The following is an 18597-nucleotide window of genomic DNA, read 5'->3' as shown; positions in this document are numbered from 1 at the left end:
ATGAGTGTTCTGATCAACAAAGATACGAAAGTGATCTGCCAAGGCTTTACTGGCTCGCAAGGCACTTTACACAGCGAGCAGTCGATTGCTTATGGCACGCAAATGGTCGGTGGTGTTACGCCTGGTAAGGGCGGCACAACGCATTTGGGTCTGCCAGTATTTGATACTGTGCGCGAAGCCGTTGAGAAAACCGGTGCTACGGCGACCGTAATTTATGTGCCAGCCGCTTTTGCTAAAGACTCGATTTTAGAAGCTGTCGATGCTGGCATTGAGCTGGTGGTGTGTATCACCGAAGGCGTGCCAACCATCGACATGCTGTTCGTGAAAGAGTACATCGTGCGTAAAGGCGGTGTGCGCTTAATCGGGCCAAACTGCCCCGGCATCATCACGCCAGGCGAATGCAAAATTGGCATCATGCCCGGTCACATTCACTTGCCAGGCAAAGTAGGCATCGTGTCGCGTTCCGGCACATTGACCTATGAAGCCGTGAAGCAGACCACTGACCTAGGCTTTGGCCAGTCAACCTGCATCGGTATTGGTGGTGATCCAATCCCAGGCATGACCTTTATCGATGCTTTGGAGCTATTCCAAAACGACCCGCAAACCGAAGCCATCATCATGGTTGGCGAGATTGGCGGTTCGGCTGAAGAAGAAGCTGCTGAGTTTATCAAAGCGCATGTTACCAAACCTGTCGCATCATACATTGCCGGTGTTACTGCACCTCCAGGCAAGCGCATGGGCCATGCCGGTGCCATCATTTCTGGTGGTAAAGGCACAGCGGATGAGAAGTTTGCTGCGCTAGAAGCTGCTGGTGTAAAAACCGTGTCGAACCCAGCGATGCTGGGTGCGGCCATTGCTGAGTTGACTGGCTGGAAATAAGCTTTAAGTCTGCAAAGCCAAAGCCCGCTTAAGCCTCATGTTTAAGCGGGCTTTTTTGTCCAAGCGGTGTTGACCCAATACCTAAACATTTATTAGATTCCTAGAGGTCACAAGGTCGTGACTTCATGGAAAAAATATAATGCATTTAATTAAAAAAATTGCTGCTGCTGCGGCACTGACGGCTAGCTTGTCGGGTTGTGTAGCAGTTGCTACGCCAACATTGGGCTTGGTATATACCAATGTTCGTGCGCCTATCATGGCCACAGAAAACGAAGCAGCCAATAAGCAGGGCACAAGCTGTGCAACCAGCCTATTGGGTCTGTTTGCTTTCGGCGATGCGTCCATTGAAAAAGCAAAGCGTAGCGCCAACATCACTAAAGTATCGTCTGTGAGCTATGACTCATTTTCGCTCTTAGGTGCTTATGGCCGCTTCTGTACGTTAGTGACTGGCTCCTAAATAATTACGGGGAGCATTTACGAGTGATTGCTTCTGAGTAAGTGCTCCTTTAGGCATGTTTGGAGAGCCCGCTTAAGCCTCATGTTTAAGCGGGCTTTTTCGTTTCTGCGCATTGAATAATCTGCGGCGTGTAATACTCACCGCCATTGCGTGACTAAGCAGTAATGATCGATTGTGTTGAGGGCGTGCATGTCTGTATTTTCTGGATTTTTTACATTATTAGCCGCCATTATTATTGGCTTGATGCTGTGGACGGGTATTGGCCAATGGTGGCTAGAGCGTGAGCATCCGCCGATTGGGCAGTTCATCACGGTAGATGGCATTCGCCTGCACTATGTCATTGCTGGGGAAGGGCCGGGCATTATTCTCGTTCATGGTGCCAGTTCAAATTTGCAGGAGTTCACTAGCAGCATATTGCCGGAGCTGGCTAAAACGCATCGCGTTATCGCCTTGGATCGCCCGGGTTATGGCCACAGCCAAGCGCCAGCGGATGACGCGTGGTTTGATCCAGCCGCTGTAGCAGACCTATTGCTGAAAGCCTCGGCAGAGTTGGGTGTGAAAAAGCCACTGGTCTTAGGTCATTCTTGGGCAGGCTCAGTGGTGATGGCGGCGATGGTGAAATTTCCTGAGCGCATTAGCGGCGGCATTTTGCTCAGCGGCGTGGCAGGGCATTGGGCAGGACCTTTGAATTGGACTTATGAGATCGGCGATAAGCCGCTCATTGGGCCATTGTTTGCTTGGACGCTGGTGTACCCGCTGGGCTCATTGGTGTTGGCGAATAACGTGCAGGAAGTGTTCACGCCTGACACCATGCCAGAGGGGCATTTAGATCGTGCCGCGGTGGCCTTGGCGTTACGACCAGCGACATTTCAGCGCAATGTGCGCGACATGAACCAACTCAACGAATATATGCAGGTGCTGAGTCCGCTCTATGATCAAGTGAAGCAGCCATTGCTGATCATCCACGGTGAGGATGATATTTTGGTGCCGTACTGGAACCATGGCCGGCGTGTATTGCCAGTGATTAAGCAGGCGAAAGTGGGGTTGCTAGCGCATACAGGCCATGCGCCACATCACACGCAAACGGCGCGGGTGGTGAAGGAGATTAATGACTTTGCCACAGGCTTGAAGTAGCCATCACGTGCAGAAACAAAAACGCCCCGATGATCGGGGCGTTTTGCTTAGGCGCTAAATTCTAGCTAAGACCTAACTCAGTGGTGGTGACCACCAGCGCCATGAACATGGCCGTGCTCTAGCTCTTCAGCCGATGCAGCGCGAACTTCAGTCACGGTGACGTCGAAGTGCAGCGTTTGGCCGGCTAATGGGTGGTTGCCATCGACGGTGACTTCTTCACCATCGACTGCTTTCACAGTGATGACCTGCATGCCTTGCGCAGTTTGCGCTTGGAATTGCATGCCAACTTCGATGTTGTCGACACCTTGGAACAGGTTGCGCGGCACAGTTTCGAGCAACTCTGGGTTCAGTTCGCCGTAGCCTTCAGCTGGTTCAACGCTGACTTTTAAGCTGTCACCAACGACTTTACCAACCAAGGCATTTTCCAAGCCTGGGATGATGTTGCTGTGGCCGTGCAAGTAGGCGAGTGGTTCGCCGCCTTTTGAGCTGTCGATGACATCGCCGGCATCGTTGGTGAGTGTGTAGTCGATGAGCGCGACGCTGTCTTGAGCAATTTGCATAAAAAACCTATGGGGTTATTGGGTGTGGGAGGCCAAATGGCTGGGCGATATGGTATCTGATTTGGCCGCGAATCAAAAATAGCGATGCCATTGCAAGCTAATAGTGCTCAATGCATCGGCGCGCCATTCGCGATTGAGGCTGAATTCAATGGCTTGATTGCGCTCATAGGACCATTGCAGGCCGCTGCGCAACTCGTGGTCTACACGCTTGGCTGGATAGGCGTAGAGATTTTTCACATCGACTAGCCAGCGCAGTTCACGGCCTGAGTCGGCAATGACACCGCCGGTGCAGCCAGAGCGTAGGCCGGTGCTTGCTTCCCAGCCATCGCTCAAAGCTGAGCCACCTTGCAGGCGACTATGCGATTGGCTATAGCACAGTGCATTGCCAACGCCCCAGCCGATACCGCCACCGCCTTCGAATGTTGTCGCAGAGTGGCGTTGGCGATCGGCGCGAGCAATATGCTCATCACTCAAGCGGCGATCAGCACCGAGGCGAACCGACCACGACAGCGGCGAGCTGAGCGCGTTTATTGGTGCTAATGAATCGATGCCAACCACGGTAAATTGCTCGATGTGCAGGCCATCATCATCGGCGCGCAAGCTGCCGCTGAGGAAGTCGATGCGGGCGCCAGCGCGATAGCCAGCCGTGCTGTCTAGCCAGTCGTGATAGGCCGGGCGAAATGCTAAAAGCGCGTAGGCTTTGTCGTCATAACCTGCGCCAATACTGACTCGGGCTGTGCCGTGGCCTTGGCTTGGGTCGTGGGCCGGTCTTTGTGCCTCGATGCGTTGATTGGGCACATTCACTGCCGCGCGTTGGGTTAGCAAGCTGCGTAGTTGCAATGGCGCGTCTGCGCTGGCCTTGTGATTAACGTGGCGTGTGTATAAATCGTCGTAGGCAACTTCCAAAGCACGAGCGCGTTGTACCGGTGCTAGCGAGGAAACATCGGCCTTGGCATCTTGGCTTAAGCGCTTTGCGGCAGCGTTAGTGGTTGAGTCATTGCGCGCGAGACTCGCCTGTAACTGAGTGCCACTGGCTGCTCGCCACGTCACACGCTTGAGTAGGTCTTTCTCTTTCAATACCGCGCGCACGGTATCGGTGGGGATGACTGCCACCGGGAACTGCGACTGTAAGTCGAGGCCTGGTCTTGCCATCTCAATGAGACCTAACAGCTCATAGCTGCAGTTGCGGCTGAGAAAGTAATACGGCGAGCTAATGCCGCGCCAATCCCAAAATACCAAGAGCATTTGCCGTACTTCGGTTGGCGTTAATGCTAGTTCGTACTCCCACAAGTCGCGGCTTTCCCAGTCGTTATATTCTTTAACTTTTTCGTAGTAGGGCAGCAATGAGTAAGCGCCAGGATAGCCGCCAGTAAGCCCTTTGATGGCAAATTCGAGGCCGTTATTGGTATTGGTTTGCGCGGAGTAGTTGATGGCGTAAGAAAGTAGGCGGGTGTCGTCACTTTGGCTGGCGGCGTCGATGCGCATCAGCGTGTGGCCAAACATCGACGATGGGTTGTTTAAATAGTCGCTGGCAAATACTAACGTCACTTGGTTGGCATCAAGGCCAGTTAGCCAGGTGTTGAGTTCGGGGCAATCGGCCTTTGGCCATTGTGCGGCGAGATCGGGACGCTGTTGGCTGAGCCAGGCGTGGCGGCCAGGATAGCGACAGGCGGACGCGGTATCGACGGCGCTGCTTGTAGTCACGCTTGGCGTAGTGGCTTTGGCAAATTCATTGGCCGTGGCTTCTAGTTCAGCCAATGCGTTATTGGAGCCATTTGGGCTAAGAAAAAAGCCATCGAAACTGACGGCACTAGAGTAGTTGTCTGAGCGCGGGTTCTCATCGCGCAATAAAGATCGCCAGTAAGGCGATTGCGCCAGCTCAGCTAAGGCCGGGCGCTGTGCGGCTTCAGTTAAAGCGAGTGCTGAGCTCGCAAAGCTAGGCATGGCAATCGAGCAGGCCATCAATGCACTGGCATAGATGCCGACATATTGCCGCCATTCGCGATTCAAAATAAAAGAACCCCGCCGAAGCAGGGTTCCTTGTTTTGCATGACTCTTTACACCGCTTGAGTTCACGCTTTTACGTAGCCTACCAAGGTGCTGTCAGCAGCCATGACATTGTTCAGTGCGTCTAGCACTTGGCCAGCAGTAACATTTTCAGGAGCGAAAATGGTGCCGAAGTTGTCGCGAGCTGCTTGGAAAAATGCAGGCTTGTCGGTTTCTGGCACGCCCATCAGGTCTGCCAGCACGTTTAGGCTTTCGCCTTGGCCAACAGACATATCACGCGCTAATTTTTCGATGTTGGAACCGGTGTACATGCTCAAGCGTACGCGTGAGCTAATGACGCCGCTTTGTTGGCAGCCCAAGGTGCCGGTGGAGATACCAAAAGTTTGGTTGCCCAATGTGCCGTTAGTGGTTGCTGCCAACACTTTAGGAACTAAGCCAGATTGACCAGCCCACAAGATTGTACCAATACCGCAACCTACATCTTGATCTGCTGATGCGACGGTGCTCATGCTAGCCAATAAGGCCACTGCGAGTAGTTGCTTTTTCATGAAAAAACCCTCGTTCATTGAGAAGACGCCTGCTAGAGCTGAAGCCCAGCGACGCGTTCGAGTGTACCCCGATTGGCGAAAAACAAAACCTGACGCGTGCCCGTTTTATAGACAAACGGTTGTTTTAAGTGAGCTATCTAGGCTTGTGCTTCAGGCTAGCGATATTTCTACCCTTGAGATTTATCAAAACGACCTCATATACAAACTATTCGCCATGAGCGTGAAAACTTCCTGCACTAAACCTATTTGCAATAAGGAGCTGCTATGACTACCGCCGCCGACCAATCTGCTGCTGACAAACCTGCCGCCGATAAAAAAGAAACCCGTGGCTTTGAGGCCGAAGTCTCGAAACTGCTGCATTTAATGATCCACTCGATGTACTCCAATCCCGAAATCTTCCTGCGCGAATTGGTCTCTAACGCCTCTGATGCCGCCGATAAATTACGCTTTGAAGCGCTCTCTAGACCTGAGCTACTTGGCGATGATAGCGAGCTAGGCATTTGGATTAGTGTTGACCCTGAAGCGAAAACACTGACTTTGCGTGATAACGGTATTGGCATGAGCCGCGATGAAGTCGTGCAAAACCTCGGCACCATTGCGCGCTCTGGCACTAGCGATTTCATCAAAAATCTCAGTGGCGATGAAAAGAAAGATAGTCAGCTCATTGGTCAATTTGGTGTTGGTTTCTACTCAGCCTTCGTTGCCGCCGATCGAGTGGTGCTAACGACACGTCGCGCCGGTGCAGCAGCGACTGAGGCCGTGCGCTGGGAGTCGGAAGGCACTGGTGAATTCACGGTAGAAAACTTCGAACAAGCTGAGCGCGGCACCACCATCACCTTGCATTTGCGCGAGTCGGCTCAGGAGTTTGCTGAGGCATTCCGTGTCCGCAGCATCATCAATAAATACGCTGAGCACATTGCGCTGCCGGTGCACTTGCTGCAAAAAGCTGAGGAAGAAGGCGAGGCCGATAGCTGGGAAGTTGTGAACCAAGCGAAAGCGCTATGGACACGCCCACGTTCGGAAGTTAGCGACGAGGATTATCAGGCCTTCTACAAGCATGTCGGCCATGACTTTGAAAACCCACTGAGCTGGAGCCACAACAAGGTTGAGGGCAAGCTCGAATACACCTCGCTGTTGTTTGTGCCTGGTCGCGCACCATTTGACCTGTATCAGCGCGATGGCGCGCGCGGCCTCAAGCTCTATGTGCAGCGCGTGTTTATTCGCGATGACGCTGAGCAGTTTTTGCCGCTTTACCTGCGCTTCATTAAAGGCATCGTTGATTCCAATGACTTGCCGCTAAACGTTTCGCGTGAACTGCTGCAATCATCCGATATTATCGACTCGATGAAGTCTGCCCTAACCAAGCGCAGCCTAGATATGCTGAGCAAACTCGCAGGCGATCCAGAACAGTATGAGAAGTTCTACACCGCCTTTGGCCAAGTACTGAAAGAAGGCTTAGCCGAAGACTTTGCTAACAAAGACAAAATTGCCGGCCTACTGCGCTTCGCCTCGAGCACTACGGGCGAAGGCAAAGCTGAAGTTTCACTAGCCGACTACATCGGCCGCATGAAAGAAGCGCAAGACACGATTTACTACGTTACCGCCGAGAACTACGTCACCGCCGCCAACAGCCCGCACCTCGAATTGTTCCGCAAAAAAGACGTGGAAGTGTTGCTGCTCACCGATCGTATCGACGAGTGGATGATGAGCTATTTGACCGAGTTCGATGGCAAGAAATTCCAGCACATCGGCAAAGGCGAAGTGGATTTAAGTGCGATTGCTGGCGAGAGTGCCGAGCCTGAAGTGACTGAGGAGCAAAGCAAGCAAGCCGAAGCATTGGTTGAGCGCCTACAAAAAGCCTTGAGCGAGCGTGTGAAAAGCGTGCGCACCACCACGCGCCTGAGCGAGTCGCCAACTTGCTTGGTGCTAGATGCCTTCGATCCTGGTTTCCAAATGCGCCAGCTGATGGAAGCTGCTGGTCAGAAAATGCCGGAAGTGAAGCCAATTTTGGAGATCAACCCAAGCCATAGCCTGATTAGTCGTTTGGCTGAAGAAGGTGATGACGCACGCTTTGCCGACCTAGCGATGGTCTTGCTAGACCAAGCAGCATTGGCTGAAGGCGCTCAACTCGATGATCCAGCCGCCTATGTGCGCCGTGTACAGCGACTTTTACAGTCTTAACTGATCAGTTTCTGACGGATCGTCCGACAGAAATCGGTTTTCATGAAAAGGGCATGGGTATACTCGCCATGCCCTTTTTTTATGTACAGTGCGTTTCCAAGGGCGTCTTTTGAGGATTTTATATGTCGACGCTTAGAGTCGCCGTTTTAGGTGGTGGCAGTTTTGGCACCGTGATCGCTAACCTTGCAGCGAGCAACGGCCATACCACTACACTCTGGTTGCGTGACCCAGAACAACTTGCCGATATGCGCGCAAGCCACGAAAACAACCGCTACTTACCAGGCTTTTCACTTTGCCCAGAATTGCAATTTAGCGATGACCTACTGACAACCGTAGGCAACGCAGATTTAATCTTTGTCTCTATTCCCAGCAAAGCCTTTCGCTCAGTCATTACCGCCGCCAAACCAGCACTACGTCCAGATCATATGCTTGTAAGCACCACCAAAGGTGTGGAAAAAGGCAGCTTCGCTTTAATGAGCGAGATCTTGCGTGAAGCCTCAGGCCTTGAGCGCATTGGTGTTATTAGCGGGCCAAACCTAGCCAAAGAAATCATGGCTAAGCAGATTGCCGGCACGGTGGCCGCTAGTCATGATGAAGGCTTGCGCGACGCCGTGCATCAAGCGCTGTCATGTCCATACTTCCGCGTCTTCGCCAATACCGATGTTTATGGCGTCGAGCTTAGCGGTGCATTGAAAAATATCTATGCCGTGGCCTCAGGCATTGCTGCTGCGCATAAGCTTGGTGAAAACACTCGCGCTATGCTGCTCACACGTTCATTGGCTGAGATGAGCCGATTTGCCGTGCATTTAGGCGCTAACCCGCTAACGTTCTTAGGTTTGGCGGGCGTTGGTGATTTGCTCGCAACCTGCTCGTCATCATTGAGCCGTAACTACCAAGTTGGTTTTGCCATTGGTTCTGGTCAAAACATTGAAGAGATAGTCGAAGACCTTGAGCAGACTGCCGAGGGCATCAACACCATCCATATGGTCAAGCACAAGGCCGATGAGATGGAGATTCGCATGCCGATAGTTAGTGGTCTCTACGAAATCATTTACAACGGCAAAAGCCTCTACGACGTGGTGTTAGCGATGATGCTGGCGAGCCAAAGCAGCGATGTTGAATTTGTCCTGCCTAAGCCCGGCGAGCATTAAGCATGCGCCTATATTTACTACGCCATGCCGACGCCGCTTTCGAGGCTGAGCGCGATGAGCTTCGGCCTTTAACCGAGCGCGGTTGGGCACAGGCACAAAATGTCGCGGATTGGTTGTGTAGCCAAGTTAGTGGTCAGGTGCGCATTGCAACCAGCCCTTTATTGCGCGCACAGCAAACGGCGTCGGTGGTGAGTCAGGCATTGGGTTTGGAGCCAGCCTTACAAGTGCCAGAACTAACGCCAGATGGTGATCCATTGCGCGCTGAAACTGCGCTGTCGCTGCTAGCAGGCGAAGGTGTTGAAGACTTTATCGTGGTCAGTCACATGCCATTAATTGCCAGCTTATATGCCTGGATTGCTGAAGGCACACTGACCACCGGTGATGCCTACGATTTAGCGGAAGTGCGCGTGCTCGCGCTGGATATTATTGCGCCAGGCCTAGGCCAAGTGGATGGCTGTTACCGCCCTGAAATAGCTGAAGCTTCGGGCGATTTACGCAGCTTTATGACACGCTTTACCGGCGATAAGTGAGGCAAGGGCAATGATTTTTATAGCGATGTTATTTACGGCAGTACTATCGAGTGCACTGACACTATGGGTTGCGCGCTGGTGGTTGATGAATCAGGGGCAGGCTACGTGGTCGCGTGAAATTGATGCCTTGCATGAGTCATTGGCACGCACGGTGGAGATTCGCGTTAAGCGCGCGATGATCGAGAGCTTGGCTGAAACTCGGCAAGATGAAGACTTACGCGAAACCACATGGAAGGCTGCGCGCTCTGGTGGTGAGCTGATTAACGAAAGCATGAAGTCGTGGTTGAAGCGCCGCAAGGTGCCTAGCGAATAAAGCGCATTAAAGGCGCGCTATTTGCGCCAAGTCCGACTCGCGACTAACGCCACCGCCAAGGCAATTGCCATTAACTCTGCCTGACCTATGCCGCCAAGCCTTACGCTGAGGTCTTCGCCGGGCAGCAAAGTGGCGAGTAGCGCCAGCAGCACAAAAGCCATGCTCAACATATCCCAGCGTTTTTGCTTAGCCCACGCGGCTTCGCGTTCGGCCCAGGCCTTTTCTTGCTCAGCTAATGCGGTTTTTAGGCCCTGAATCTCGCTTAGCGCTTCGCGTAACATGCCCGGCATCGGCATGAGATCGCTAAGCCAGCTTGGGTCATGGCGACGAATTTTCTGCCACAACTCGGTAACGTTTAAGTGCTCACGCAGCCAGCGCGCAAATACGCTGCGCACATTGGTTTCTTGCAGGAGATCGACCAGCCAATTAACCGCTTCGCTATCGCCCCAAAGGCGGATACGCCCAGGGTTATCGAGGCGTTGTTGACCGGTGAGGACACCAAGTAGCGAGAGTAATGAGCCATTGATGCGGACACTGGCGCGACCGGGGCTACGGCTGCTGATTTCGATGCCATGGGCGGTGAAGAGTAAATAGGCGGTTAGCGCGGGATCGTTAGATTTAACGCGCACAACTAAGCCCTCGCGTGACAATACTTGGGCGCGGGTGAGCTCATCGTGTTCGATGCAGGCGTTTAGCAGGCTTTCAACCACACCTAAGCCGAGCTCGGCCATTAGGCTAGGCGCTAAATCGCGCTCTGTGCTGTCATTGTCGCTAGCATGGTCGAAGGAATTGTTATTATCAGTCATTGCCAGCCTCGGGCGCCGCCGTGTGCTCCGGCGTCTGTGTATACTGCGCGATTATCCGACCAATTCTGCGCGATTTTTCGGTCTAATGCTTCCCATTTTCACAGGAAATAGATGAACGACTGGCTCACCGCATGGCTCGAACAGCCACAAGCCTATACCTACCTAGCCATTCCCGTGGTGGCGGCGCTGGTTGGTTGGTTGACGAACTGGCTAGCGTTAGCGATGACCTTCAAGCCCATCGAGTTTGTTGGCTTTCGCCCATTACGCCTCGGTTGGCAGGGTATTGTGCCAGCAAAGTCGGGCAAGATGGCGGGTATCGTCGTCGATAACGCCTTGGCTAAATTGGCGGATTTATCTGAGCTATTTCAGGCCATGGAGCCGGAGAAAATAGCTGAGCACATCGCTAAGAGTATTGATGAGCGCATCGAAGATTATATCGATGAAGTGATGCGCGAAAACCACGCCGTGCTCTGGGAGCGTGTGCCACTGATGGTGCGCCGTCGCGTTTATGCGCGCACACGGCGTCAACTACCCGAGGTCATGGACAATATTGTCGAAGACATGGCGGCGAACATCGAGCAATTAGTCGACTTGCGCGACATGGTCGTGCGCATGATGCGTGCCAATAAAGCCCTAGTGGTGCGAGTATTCACCGAAGTGGGCGCCAATGAGCTGCGCTTCGTGGTGCGCTCGGGCGCCTACTTTGGCTTTCTTTTCGGTCTGCTTGAGCTAGGTATTTACCTTTATTATCCCGAACCATGGCTGTTGCCCTTGTTTGGCTTTGTGGTCGGCTACCTAACCAACTGGCTGGCGCTAAACCTGATTTTTCGCCCAGTTGAGCCGATTAGCTGGGGGCCGCTGCATTTGCATGGCCTATTTATGCGCCGTAAATCCGAAGTTGCCGATAAACTCTCGGCGCTGACCACGGCGGAAATTATTAATTTACGCAATCTCATGGTCGAAGTGCTCACAGGCCCGCAAGCTGGCAAGACGCGCGCCATTGTGAAGCGGCATTTGCGGCCCTTGCTAGACTCATCGGTGATTCGTGCGGCCTTGCAGCTGGCCATGGGTGCCGAGGCTTATATTGATCTGAAAAACACGGTGACTGACCGCGCAGTGGCGATGTCGCTAGACTCGATTACCGAGGCGAGCTTTTCTGATGAGCGCTCGCAAGTGATCGATCGCGTGTTTAGCGGGCGCTTAAAGGCCATGAGCAATAGCGCCTTCCAAGACTTGCTGCGTCCAGCCTTTAAAGAAGATGAATGGGTCTTGATCGGCCTTGGCGCCTTACTCGGTGGTGTAGCAGGAATGCTGCAATGGCTCTTGATGGTTGGTCTATAAAAGCCGCACACTATGGCCTGAATTGAGGTATTTATGACTAATGATGCAAAACAGGCCGCGCGCGGTCGACTGAAATTATCCCCTGCAAAAGACTTACGTAAATACACCCAGCAAATTTGGCTGGCGGGCTTAGGTGCGTTTTCACGCGCAGAAGAAGAGGGCGGTAAGCTTTTTGACAACCTCGTGCAGATCGGCGAAGAGTTGGAGCACAAAACCCGCGACTTGGCCGACAACGCCGCTGAAGAGATCAAAGATAAAGTCATTGAGAAGGCCAGCGACACGCGCGAGAAAGTTGAGCGTGTGATCGACGAGCGCCTAAGTAGCACCTTGTCGCGCTTGGGTATTCCCAACCAAAAAGACATCGAAACGCTAACTCAACGCATGGATGATTTGACGCGCGTCATCGAGCAGCTCGCTGTGCAGCTGTCGAAGAAAAAATAGCGCCCAGACAGTGTTGACAGCTAGTGGCGGCCTCTTTAGAATTCGCCACCACACAGAGACAGCATGTCTCGCGCGGGTGTAGCTCAGCTGGTAGAGCGCGACCTTGCCAAGGTCGAGGTCACGAGTTCGAGCCTCGTTACCCGCTCCAAATTTCAGAACCCCTATGCTTCGCGGCTTAGGGGTTTTGTCGTTTCAGGGGCTAGTTTTTCACTTGTGAGCAGACCCCTCTGGCCGTTACCATTGGCGCCTTATTTATACCGTCCGTGCCCCAGTGGAGAGCCGCATGATCGTTGGTAGCTTAGTAGCTTTAGTCACCCCCATGAAAATCGATGGTTCGGTAGATTGGACTGCGCTCAAACACTTAGTCGAATGGCATATCGCCGAAGGCACGCACGGTATCGTTGCTGTTGGTACGACCGGTGAAGCTCCAACGTTGTCGGTTGAGGATCATTTGAGCGTTATCCGCACGGTCATTGAAGTCGCGGCTGGTCGGGTCTCTGTTATTGCCGGAACCGGCGCTAACGCCACGGCTGAGGCCATTGTGCTGACGCGCGAAGCTGCAAAACTTGGTGCAGATGCTGCCTTGCTAGCGACGCCGTATTACAACAAGCCTACTCAAGAAGGTCTGTATCTGCATTACAAAGCAGTGGCGGAAGCAGTTGATATTCCTCAGATTCTTTATAATGTGCCGGGCCGTACTGGCGTTGATATGCTCAATGCCACTGTGGCGCGCTTGCTCGGCGTGCGTAATATTGTTGGCATTAAAGATGCCACGGGTAATCTCGAGCGCGGGCGTGAGCTGATTGGCTTATTGGGCGCGGGCATGGCGGTATACTCAGGCGATGACGCCACGGCTATTGATCTAATTTTAGCGGGCGCTAAAGGCAATATTTCTGTAACGGCCAATGTTGCGCCGAAAGTTATGGCTCAAGCTTGTGAGGCTGCATTGATTGGTGATGCTGCTCGTGCCCATGCCGAGAACGATAAAATCAAACCACTGCATACGGCGCTGTTTGTCGAAGCAAACCCTATCCCTGTGAAATGGGCTCTAGCTGAAATGGGTCGTATCGAACTGGGTACGCGCCTGCCACTCACTGTGTTATCGCCAGCGGCTAGACCTGCTGTGCGCGCCGCTTTAGTGGCATCTGGAGTGCTGTCATGAAACGTTTTGTGTGTGTGTTGCTAGCAGTGTCGGTTTTGCCCGCGTGCAGCAGCTTTTTTCGTGACCGCAGCTTGGCCTATGTCGATGCTAAGTCGTCGCCGCCATTAGTTATTCCTGGCGATGTATCTACGCGCCCAATCACGCCGTTATATCCTATTCCTCGTGTTGCGGCGGAGCCGATTAAAGCGCCTGCTGAAGCACCATTTCCCCCTGAGATGAAAGCTCGCGTAAACGTTGAACTTGCTGCATTGCCAGATGCTCCCGGCCGTACGCCAGTAAAGTTCGGCACCGATGGCAACGGCGTGCCTGAGCTGCGTGTGGTTGGCCCGCGCGAACGCGTTTGGGATGAGCTTGGCCGCACTTTGAAAGCCATCGATGTGAAAATCAAAGATCGTAATCAGTCGCTGGGCATCGTCTACGTCACCATTAGTGATCAGGATTATCAGCTGCGTATGATCCGTGCCACTGAAGCCTATGTGATTAGCGTGCAACGCGATGACGAGACTCTGGCACCGGTTGCCTTGTCGCGTAATTTGCTCGGCACCTTACAAGTTCGTTGGCCTTAATTTTAGCTGTAGCGGCGGAGAGCCTCATGGAAAAACGCGATTTGTTATACACCGGCAAAGCTAAATCAGTTTATGCCACCGACGACGCTGATCACGTGGTGATTTTATATCGCAACGATACTTCTGCTTTCGATGGCAAGCGTATTGAGCAGCTCGACCGCAAGGGCATGGTGAACAATCGCTTCAATGCTTTCATCATGGATAAGCTATCCGCAGCTGGCATTGCCACTCATCATGAAAAATTGCTGTCGCCTACCGAGTCTTTGGTGAAGCGCTTAGAGATGATTCCTGTTGAATGCGTGGTGCGTAACTTTGCCGCTGGCAGCCTAGTTCGTCGCTTAGGCGTGACAGAAGGGCAGGCTTTAAACCCGCCAACCTTCGAGCTATTTTTGAAGAATGACGCACTTGGCGACCCCATGGTGAATGTCTCGCATTGCGCTACTTTTGGCTGGGCTACAGCCGATCAGCTTGCCGCAATGCAAACCCTGACCTTGAAAATCAACACCGTGCTATCGGAGCTTTTTGACGCCGCAGGCATGCTACTCGTCGATTTTAAGCTCGAGTTTGGTCTATTTCATGGTGAAATCGTTTTGGGCGATGAGTTCTCGCCAGACGGTTGCCGCTTGTGGGATAAAGACACGAAGAAGAAGCTCGACAAAGATCGCTTCCGCCAAGGCTTAGGTGGTGTGATCGAGGCATACGAAGAAGTCGCCGCGCGTTTGGGCGTAATTATCGAATAATGTGAGTCCGCGTCTGACTCGCAGACAATAAGAGGTGAGTGATGACGCAAATAAAAACCCCTGTTCGATTAGTTGTATTGGCCGTATTAGTGAGCAGCCTCAGCGGCTGCTTCCTCACCAAGCTGGTCACCATGCCAATGCGTGTAGGTGGCTCACTGCTTTCGGTGGTCGGCGCCGTAGTGTCTGTTGTGCCGGTCGTGGGCGATAGTGTTGATGAGGCGCTAGAAGCGGCTGACGCAGGTATTGATACAGCTGCAGATGCTGTCGATAAAGTACCCATTTAAACGCCTTTGGGCTTGAGTTTTCCGGTCGCTTCCGCTACATTTCGCGTCCTTCGGAGAAGTGGCAGAGTGGTTGAATGCACCAGACTCGAAATCTGGCATACGGTTCGCCCGTATCGAGGGTTCAAATCCCTCCTTCTCCTCCAAATGAGTTACCTAAAGCCCGCCTAAACAGCGGGTTTTAGCGTTTCTGGGATTAGCTTTCCTTTTCGCTTTTCTCATCACACGGCGGCTTGTCAGAAACTTAAACAAACAAGCATTCACTTTAAGCCTGCAAGAAATTTTGCTTGCCAAAATTAAAGGCTGTTTGGTAAAAGCTAGCTGTAGCTTTCGCAGGGAATGCGGCCGCACACCACTTTCGCCAGTCTATTGGCATGGATGTGCCAACCACCTTCTTCGCAGTGACTTTAAGGGTGGGCCTTTCTCATTGCGGCAATACATCATTTGAACTTAACCGGCGCACTAGACACTTATATTTTGAAGTGCCTTGAGGGCTTTCGATCGTAAGTGTTCTTGGCCTTTAACCAAGAACTCAGCCTAAGAGTAATGTTAGTAATGTCATGCGATAGCTGTCATACGGGCTTAGCAATCGGTTATTTATACTAAGGGTGTAATTGCATTAGCTAAACGAAAGCCTTAGTTCTAATAATTAGCCTGGTGTTCGGATCACGTGAACAAAGGAATGTTTTCGGTTAGATGCTTTTACGTCCGGCGGCTAACCATTGAATTCACAGGACGTGAGGATGGAAGATGAAAAGAGCACTACTCGCGACAGCTGTAACCTTATCGCTATTATCTGGCTGCGCATCTGTACCCATGGCATCACCTGAAACAACCGCTAATATGGTTGACTTCAAGAAGCCAACAGAGGGTTTCTCAGGGGTTTATATATTTCGCAAAAACTCTCTCGCTGGTGCCGGACTTAAAAAGGATATTTGGATTGATAAAGAGTGCATTGGTGAGTCGGCCAAAGGCGTTTTCTTTTACAAGGAAGTAGAGGGGGACATGAAGCACACAATTTCAACTGAATCTGAGTTTTCACCCAACGACCTAACGATTAACACAAAAGCGGGCAATCTGTACTTTGTGAAGCAGTACATTAAGTTAGGCGTATTCGTTGGTGGTGCTGGACTTGAGCAATACAACTTTGCCGATGGCAAAAAAGAAGTATCTAAGCTAAAAATGGCTAAATTGGGACACTGTAGTTCGACTAGGTAATGGGTGTGGTGCCGTAGAGAGCGCACTGCTTAGTAAGGCTTTCTGGCGGCACCAGACTACACCATTAGGTTTTAGCCATGCCTTCAGTTATGAGTCGGACGCAGGCTTCGCCATAGGATGTGAGTACACTGGTATTGTCTGGGTCGGCCAACAGGCGAAACATGCCGGCCATGATTATGCCGACAATGGCGTGGCCGGTGTTGGTGGTATCTAAGTCCGATCGCAAAAAACCATGCTTCACGCCATTAGCTAAATATTCGGCGGTGAGCTGGCCACCGGTGTTAATTAAAGCAAAGACGCGTTGCGTCATGTCAGCATCAATCGATGTGGCTTCAAGCAAAACCAAGCGCAGCATTTTAGGATTAGCGTATGCAAATTCGCTAAATCGTTGGGCAATGCGCTGGCATTGCTCGCGATACTCAGCGAGTGTTTGCACTGCATTCGGCGCATTTTCAGCGGCGAGCAGGGCAATTAATTGCATCGCCGTATCGTTAATCACATGCTCCAAAATATCGCGCTTATTGTCGAAATAGCGATAAAACGTGCCATGCCCAATACCTAAGCGCTGCGCAATATCAGCGATAGCCGTTTGGTGATAGCCACGGTCGGAAAACTCAATAAATGCCGCCTGCAGAATATCTGCTCGTAATTGCAGGCGATTGCGTTCGGCTCGAGATAGGGGCTTGTCTTCAGTCATGGAGGAATCTTAGCTGAGGCAGGGGGTAGTTGACGATAGCAGATTATATTGACGATTTATTCATTAAGTGACATTGTGTTCCGATAATGGCTAGTCAGTCACAAACTATAGGTGTTGCATGAGTGTCAGCATAAAAATGCACGAAGTCATTGTTGTTGGTGGCGGCTTTGCCGGTATAGGTGCCGTTATAAAACTGCGAGAAGCAGGCATAAATGATGTGCTGCTGCTCGAAAAGGCCGATGAACTAGGCGGTGTTTGGCGTGAAAATACGTATCCGGGATGTGCTTGCGATGTGCCATCTGCGTTGTATTCGTTTTCATTTGCACCAAACCCATTGTGGAGCCGAGTATTTGCGGGCCAAGCTGAAATTAAGGCTTATTTACAAGGCGTAGCAGAGTCTTATCGCGTGTTACCGATGGTGAAGTTTCAGCACGAAGTCATCACGGCGGCATGGTCAGACACGGACGCATGCTGGCATTTACAAACAAATCACGGCGAATTTCATGCGCGCTTTGTCATCATGGCTGGTGGTCCTATGCACGAACCCGTGCTGCCAAATGTGCCGGGCTTAAGTGAGTTTTCCGGTGATGTGTTTCACTCATCGCGCTGGCGCCACGATATCGATTTGAACAATAAACGAGTTGCTGTGATTGGCACGGGCGCGTCTGCCATTCAGTTTGTTCCAGCGATTCAGCCGACTGTTGGCAAGCTCACGGTATTTCAGCGCACGCCGCATTGGGTTTTACCGAAAATGGACCAAGCTTTGCCAGGCATTGTTCAGCGCCTATTTAAGCGCTTGCCGTTGGCTCAGCTCGCTGTCCGTGGCGCCGTTTTTGGCATATTTGAAACGCTCAATGGCGGCATGCAAAACATCGCCGCGATGAAGCAGTTTCAGCGTCTAGCGAAGTTTAATTTACATCGCGCAGTCAAAGATCCGATGCTACGTAGTCGCCTGACTCCGCAATACACCATTGGCTGCAAGCGTGTTTTGCAGTCGAACGACTGGTATCCAGCATTGGTTCAGCCCAATGTGGATGTGGTCAGTAGTGCATTGGCTAAAGTGACAGGTAATACGCTAGTTGCCGCCGATGGCAGCACTTATGAAGCAGATGTCATCATTTTAGGCACTGGCTTTGAGATTGCTGAGCCACCGATTGCCAAGCGTGTATTTAATCGTTATGGCCAGCGAATGTCAGATGTTTGGCAAGGCAGTCCCGAAGGCTATATGGGGACAATGGTGGCCGACTGTCCCAACGCCTTTCTCATGTTTGGTCCCAATATCGCAGTGAGTTCATCGGCGTTTCTGATTATCGAAGCGCAGCTGGCCTATGTCGTGGATGCTATTGAGAAGGCGCGAGAGTTGAATCTTCGTAGCATAGAAACGGATCCGCTTCGCGTTGCTGATTTCAATGCTCGAGTGCAGTCGGCTCTCGAAGATTCTGTGTGGAATCGCGGAGGTTGCACTAGCTACTTTATTGACCGTAATGGCCGTAATAGTACGGTATGGCCATGGAGTACGCTGGAGATGAAGCGCCAGCTGAGTCAGTTTAATTTAGATGAATATCGAGTTACCCGCGCTTAATAA

At 52.0% G+C, this 18597-nt stretch carries 20 protein-coding genes and 2 tRNA genes; 17 read left to right on the top strand and 5 right to left on the bottom strand.

Going from position 1 to position 18597, the window contains the following annotated elements; all coding sequences use genetic code 11:
- The 3 genes from sucD to ACFQ0F_RS05075 all read left to right on the top strand — a co-directional run bounded on the left by sucD (position 1) and on the right by ACFQ0F_RS05075 (position 2470).
- Positions 1-879, top strand: a complete 879-nt coding sequence (gene sucD / locus ACFQ0F_RS05085; protein WP_340676478.1) for a succinate--CoA ligase subunit alpha — start codon at positions 1-3, stop codon at positions 877-879.
- Positions 880-1018: 139 nt separating this feature from the next.
- The gene (locus ACFQ0F_RS05080) at positions 1019-1336 is read left to right on the top strand and encodes a TRL-like family protein (protein WP_340676479.1); all 318 of its coding nucleotides are present in this window, start codon (positions 1019-1021) and stop codon (positions 1334-1336) included.
- Positions 1337-1525: 189 nt separating this feature from the next.
- Positions 1526-2470, top strand: a complete 945-nt coding sequence (locus tag ACFQ0F_RS05075) for an alpha/beta fold hydrolase (protein ID WP_379069747.1) — start codon at positions 1526-1528, stop codon at positions 2468-2470.
- 77 nt (positions 2471-2547) lie between these two features.
- On the opposite strand, the gene ACFQ0F_RS05070 is transcribed toward ACFQ0F_RS05075, so the two are convergent.
- From ACFQ0F_RS05070 to ACFQ0F_RS05060, 3 genes are all read right to left on the bottom strand, one after another.
- A complete protein-coding gene (locus ACFQ0F_RS05070) occupies positions 2548-3030 on the bottom strand; it encodes an FKBP-type peptidyl-prolyl cis-trans isomerase (protein WP_340676481.1) in 483 nt (160 codons plus the stop codon).
- Positions 3031-3102: 72 nt separating this feature from the next.
- On the bottom strand, positions 3103-5040 hold the full coding sequence (locus ACFQ0F_RS05065) for an Lnb N-terminal periplasmic domain-containing protein (RefSeq protein WP_379069744.1): 1938 nt from the start codon (positions 5038-5040) through the stop codon (positions 3103-3105).
- Between the two features lie 62 nt (positions 5041-5102).
- Entirely contained in the window at positions 5103-5585 is a 483-nt protein-coding gene (locus tag ACFQ0F_RS05060) for a DUF3015 family protein (RefSeq protein ID WP_340676483.1), read from the bottom strand.
- 264 nt (positions 5586-5849) lie between these two features.
- Here ACFQ0F_RS05060 and htpG point away from each other — a divergent pair, with 264 nt between their 5' ends.
- From htpG to ACFQ0F_RS05040, 4 genes are all read left to right on the top strand, one after another.
- Positions 5850-7766: a molecular chaperone HtpG gene (htpG, locus tag ACFQ0F_RS05055; RefSeq protein ID WP_379069741.1), complete on the top strand. Its 1917-nt coding sequence runs from the start codon at positions 5850-5852 to the stop codon at positions 7764-7766.
- A gap of 122 nt (positions 7767-7888) precedes the next feature.
- Positions 7889-8917, top strand: a complete 1029-nt coding sequence (locus ACFQ0F_RS05050; RefSeq protein WP_340676485.1) for an NAD(P)H-dependent glycerol-3-phosphate dehydrogenase — start codon at positions 7889-7891, stop codon at positions 8915-8917.
- Between the two features lie 2 nt (positions 8918-8919).
- Positions 8920-9447, top strand: coding sequence for a phosphohistidine phosphatase SixA (gene sixA, locus ACFQ0F_RS05045; protein ID WP_340676486.1), 528 nt, complete (start codon positions 8920-8922; stop codon positions 9445-9447).
- A gap of 10 nt (positions 9448-9457) precedes the next feature.
- The gene (locus tag ACFQ0F_RS05040) at positions 9458-9760 is read left to right on the top strand and encodes a hypothetical protein (protein WP_340676487.1); all 303 of its coding nucleotides are present in this window, start codon (positions 9458-9460) and stop codon (positions 9758-9760) included.
- A gap of 17 nt (positions 9761-9777) precedes the next feature.
- On the opposite strand, the gene ACFQ0F_RS05035 is transcribed toward ACFQ0F_RS05040, so the two are convergent.
- A complete protein-coding gene (locus ACFQ0F_RS05035; protein WP_379069736.1) occupies positions 9778-10566 on the bottom strand; it encodes an SCP2 sterol-binding domain-containing protein in 789 nt (262 codons plus the stop codon).
- Between the two features lie 111 nt (positions 10567-10677).
- Between ACFQ0F_RS05035 and ACFQ0F_RS05030 the strand changes: the two genes are divergently transcribed.
- The 9 genes from ACFQ0F_RS05030 to ACFQ0F_RS04990 all read left to right on the top strand — a co-directional run bounded on the left by ACFQ0F_RS05030 (position 10678) and on the right by ACFQ0F_RS04990 (position 16315).
- Complete coding sequence (locus ACFQ0F_RS05030) at positions 10678-11907, top strand: hypothetical protein (RefSeq protein ID WP_340676489.1); 1230 nt, start codon at positions 10678-10680, stop codon at positions 11905-11907.
- Between the two features lie 33 nt (positions 11908-11940).
- On the top strand, positions 11941-12348 hold the full coding sequence (locus ACFQ0F_RS05025) for a phasin family protein (protein ID WP_340676490.1): 408 nt from the start codon (positions 11941-11943) through the stop codon (positions 12346-12348).
- Positions 12349-12420: 72 nt separating this feature from the next.
- Positions 12421-12496, top strand: a tRNA-Gly gene (locus tag ACFQ0F_RS05020).
- A gap of 135 nt (positions 12497-12631) precedes the next feature.
- The gene (dapA, locus tag ACFQ0F_RS05015) at positions 12632-13510 is read left to right on the top strand and encodes a 4-hydroxy-tetrahydrodipicolinate synthase (RefSeq protein WP_379069732.1); all 879 of its coding nucleotides are present in this window, start codon (positions 12632-12634) and stop codon (positions 13508-13510) included.
- Positions 13507-14076: an outer membrane protein assembly factor BamC gene (gene bamC / locus ACFQ0F_RS05010; RefSeq protein WP_379069729.1), complete on the top strand. Its 570-nt coding sequence runs from the start codon at positions 13507-13509 to the stop codon at positions 14074-14076. Before dapA ends, bamC begins: the two co-directional genes overlap by 4 nt.
- A 26-nt stretch (positions 14077-14102) precedes the next feature.
- Entirely contained in the window at positions 14103-14816 is a 714-nt protein-coding gene (gene purC / locus ACFQ0F_RS05005; RefSeq protein WP_379069726.1) for a phosphoribosylaminoimidazolesuccinocarboxamide synthase, read from the top strand.
- A 41-nt stretch (positions 14817-14857) separates the two neighbouring features.
- Positions 14858-15100, top strand: a complete 243-nt coding sequence (locus ACFQ0F_RS05000; protein ID WP_379069724.1) for a DUF6726 family protein — start codon at positions 14858-14860, stop codon at positions 15098-15100.
- A gap of 52 nt (positions 15101-15152) precedes the next feature.
- A tRNA-Ser gene (locus ACFQ0F_RS04995) sits at positions 15153-15243 on the top strand.
- A gap of 604 nt (positions 15244-15847) precedes the next feature.
- Entirely contained in the window at positions 15848-16315 is a 468-nt protein-coding gene (locus tag ACFQ0F_RS04990) for a DUF2846 domain-containing protein (protein WP_379069722.1), read from the top strand.
- 64 nt (positions 16316-16379) lie between these two features.
- On the opposite strand, the gene ACFQ0F_RS04985 is transcribed toward ACFQ0F_RS04990, so the two are convergent.
- Positions 16380-17012, bottom strand: a complete 633-nt coding sequence (locus ACFQ0F_RS04985; protein ID WP_379069719.1) for a TetR/AcrR family transcriptional regulator — start codon at positions 17010-17012, stop codon at positions 16380-16382.
- Positions 17013-17130: 118 nt separating this feature from the next.
- On the opposite strand from ACFQ0F_RS04985, the gene ACFQ0F_RS04980 reads away from it, so the two are divergent.
- The gene (locus tag ACFQ0F_RS04980; protein WP_379069716.1) at positions 17131-18594 is read left to right on the top strand and encodes a flavin-containing monooxygenase; all 1464 of its coding nucleotides are present in this window, start codon (positions 17131-17133) and stop codon (positions 18592-18594) included.
- Positions 18595-18597: the final 3 nt, after the last annotated feature.

The sequence above is a fragment of the Paraperlucidibaca wandonensis genome (assembly GCF_042677145.1).
GTDB lineage: Bacteria > Pseudomonadota > Gammaproteobacteria > Pseudomonadales > Moraxellaceae > Perlucidibaca > Perlucidibaca wandonensis.
Note: the sequence above shows the minus strand (reverse complement) of the source record. Positions and strands in the feature narration are given on the sequence as shown.

Bases quoted from the DNA above. Each gene is read 5' to 3' on its own strand.
- sucD (WP_340676478.1), top strand. From the start codon at position 1: ATGAGTGTTCTGATCAACAAAGATACGAAAGTGATCTGCCAAGGCTTT.
- ACFQ0F_RS05080 (WP_340676479.1), top strand. From the start codon at position 1,019: ATGCATTTAATTAAAAAAATTGCTGCTGCTGCGGCACTGACGGCTAGC.
- ACFQ0F_RS05075 (WP_379069747.1), top strand. From the start codon at position 1,526: ATGTCTGTATTTTCTGGATTTTTTACATTATTAGCCGCCATTATTATT.
- ACFQ0F_RS05070 (WP_340676481.1), bottom strand. From the start codon at position 3,030: ATGCAAATTGCTCAAGACAGCGTCGCGCTCATCGACTACACACTCACC.
- ACFQ0F_RS05060 (WP_340676483.1), bottom strand. From the start codon at position 5,585: ATGAAAAAGCAACTACTCGCAGTGGCCTTATTGGCTAGCATGAGCACC.
- htpG (WP_379069741.1), top strand. From the start codon at position 5,850: ATGACTACCGCCGCCGACCAATCTGCTGCTGACAAACCTGCCGCCGAT.
- ACFQ0F_RS05050 (WP_340676485.1), top strand. From the start codon at position 7,889: ATGTCGACGCTTAGAGTCGCCGTTTTAGGTGGTGGCAGTTTTGGCACC.
- sixA (WP_340676486.1), top strand. From the start codon at position 8,920: ATGCGCCTATATTTACTACGCCATGCCGACGCCGCTTTCGAGGCTGAG.
- ACFQ0F_RS05040 (WP_340676487.1), top strand. From the start codon at position 9,458: ATGATTTTTATAGCGATGTTATTTACGGCAGTACTATCGAGTGCACTG.
- ACFQ0F_RS05035 (WP_379069736.1), bottom strand. From the start codon at position 10,566: ATGACTGATAATAACAATTCCTTCGACCATGCTAGCGACAATGACAGC.
- ACFQ0F_RS05030 (WP_340676489.1), top strand. From the start codon at position 10,678: ATGAACGACTGGCTCACCGCATGGCTCGAACAGCCACAAGCCTATACC.
- ACFQ0F_RS05025 (WP_340676490.1), top strand. From the start codon at position 11,941: ATGACTAATGATGCAAAACAGGCCGCGCGCGGTCGACTGAAATTATCC.
- dapA (WP_379069732.1), top strand. From the start codon at position 12,632: ATGATCGTTGGTAGCTTAGTAGCTTTAGTCACCCCCATGAAAATCGAT.
- bamC (WP_379069729.1), top strand. From the start codon at position 13,507: ATGAAACGTTTTGTGTGTGTGTTGCTAGCAGTGTCGGTTTTGCCCGCG.
- purC (WP_379069726.1), top strand. From the start codon at position 14,103: ATGGAAAAACGCGATTTGTTATACACCGGCAAAGCTAAATCAGTTTAT.
- ACFQ0F_RS05000 (WP_379069724.1), top strand. From the start codon at position 14,858: ATGACGCAAATAAAAACCCCTGTTCGATTAGTTGTATTGGCCGTATTA.
- ACFQ0F_RS04990 (WP_379069722.1), top strand. From the start codon at position 15,848: ATGAAAAGAGCACTACTCGCGACAGCTGTAACCTTATCGCTATTATCT.
- ACFQ0F_RS04985 (WP_379069719.1), bottom strand. From the start codon at position 17,012: ATGACTGAAGACAAGCCCCTATCTCGAGCCGAACGCAATCGCCTGCAA.
- ACFQ0F_RS04980 (WP_379069716.1), top strand. From the start codon at position 17,131: ATGAGTGTCAGCATAAAAATGCACGAAGTCATTGTTGTTGGTGGCGGC.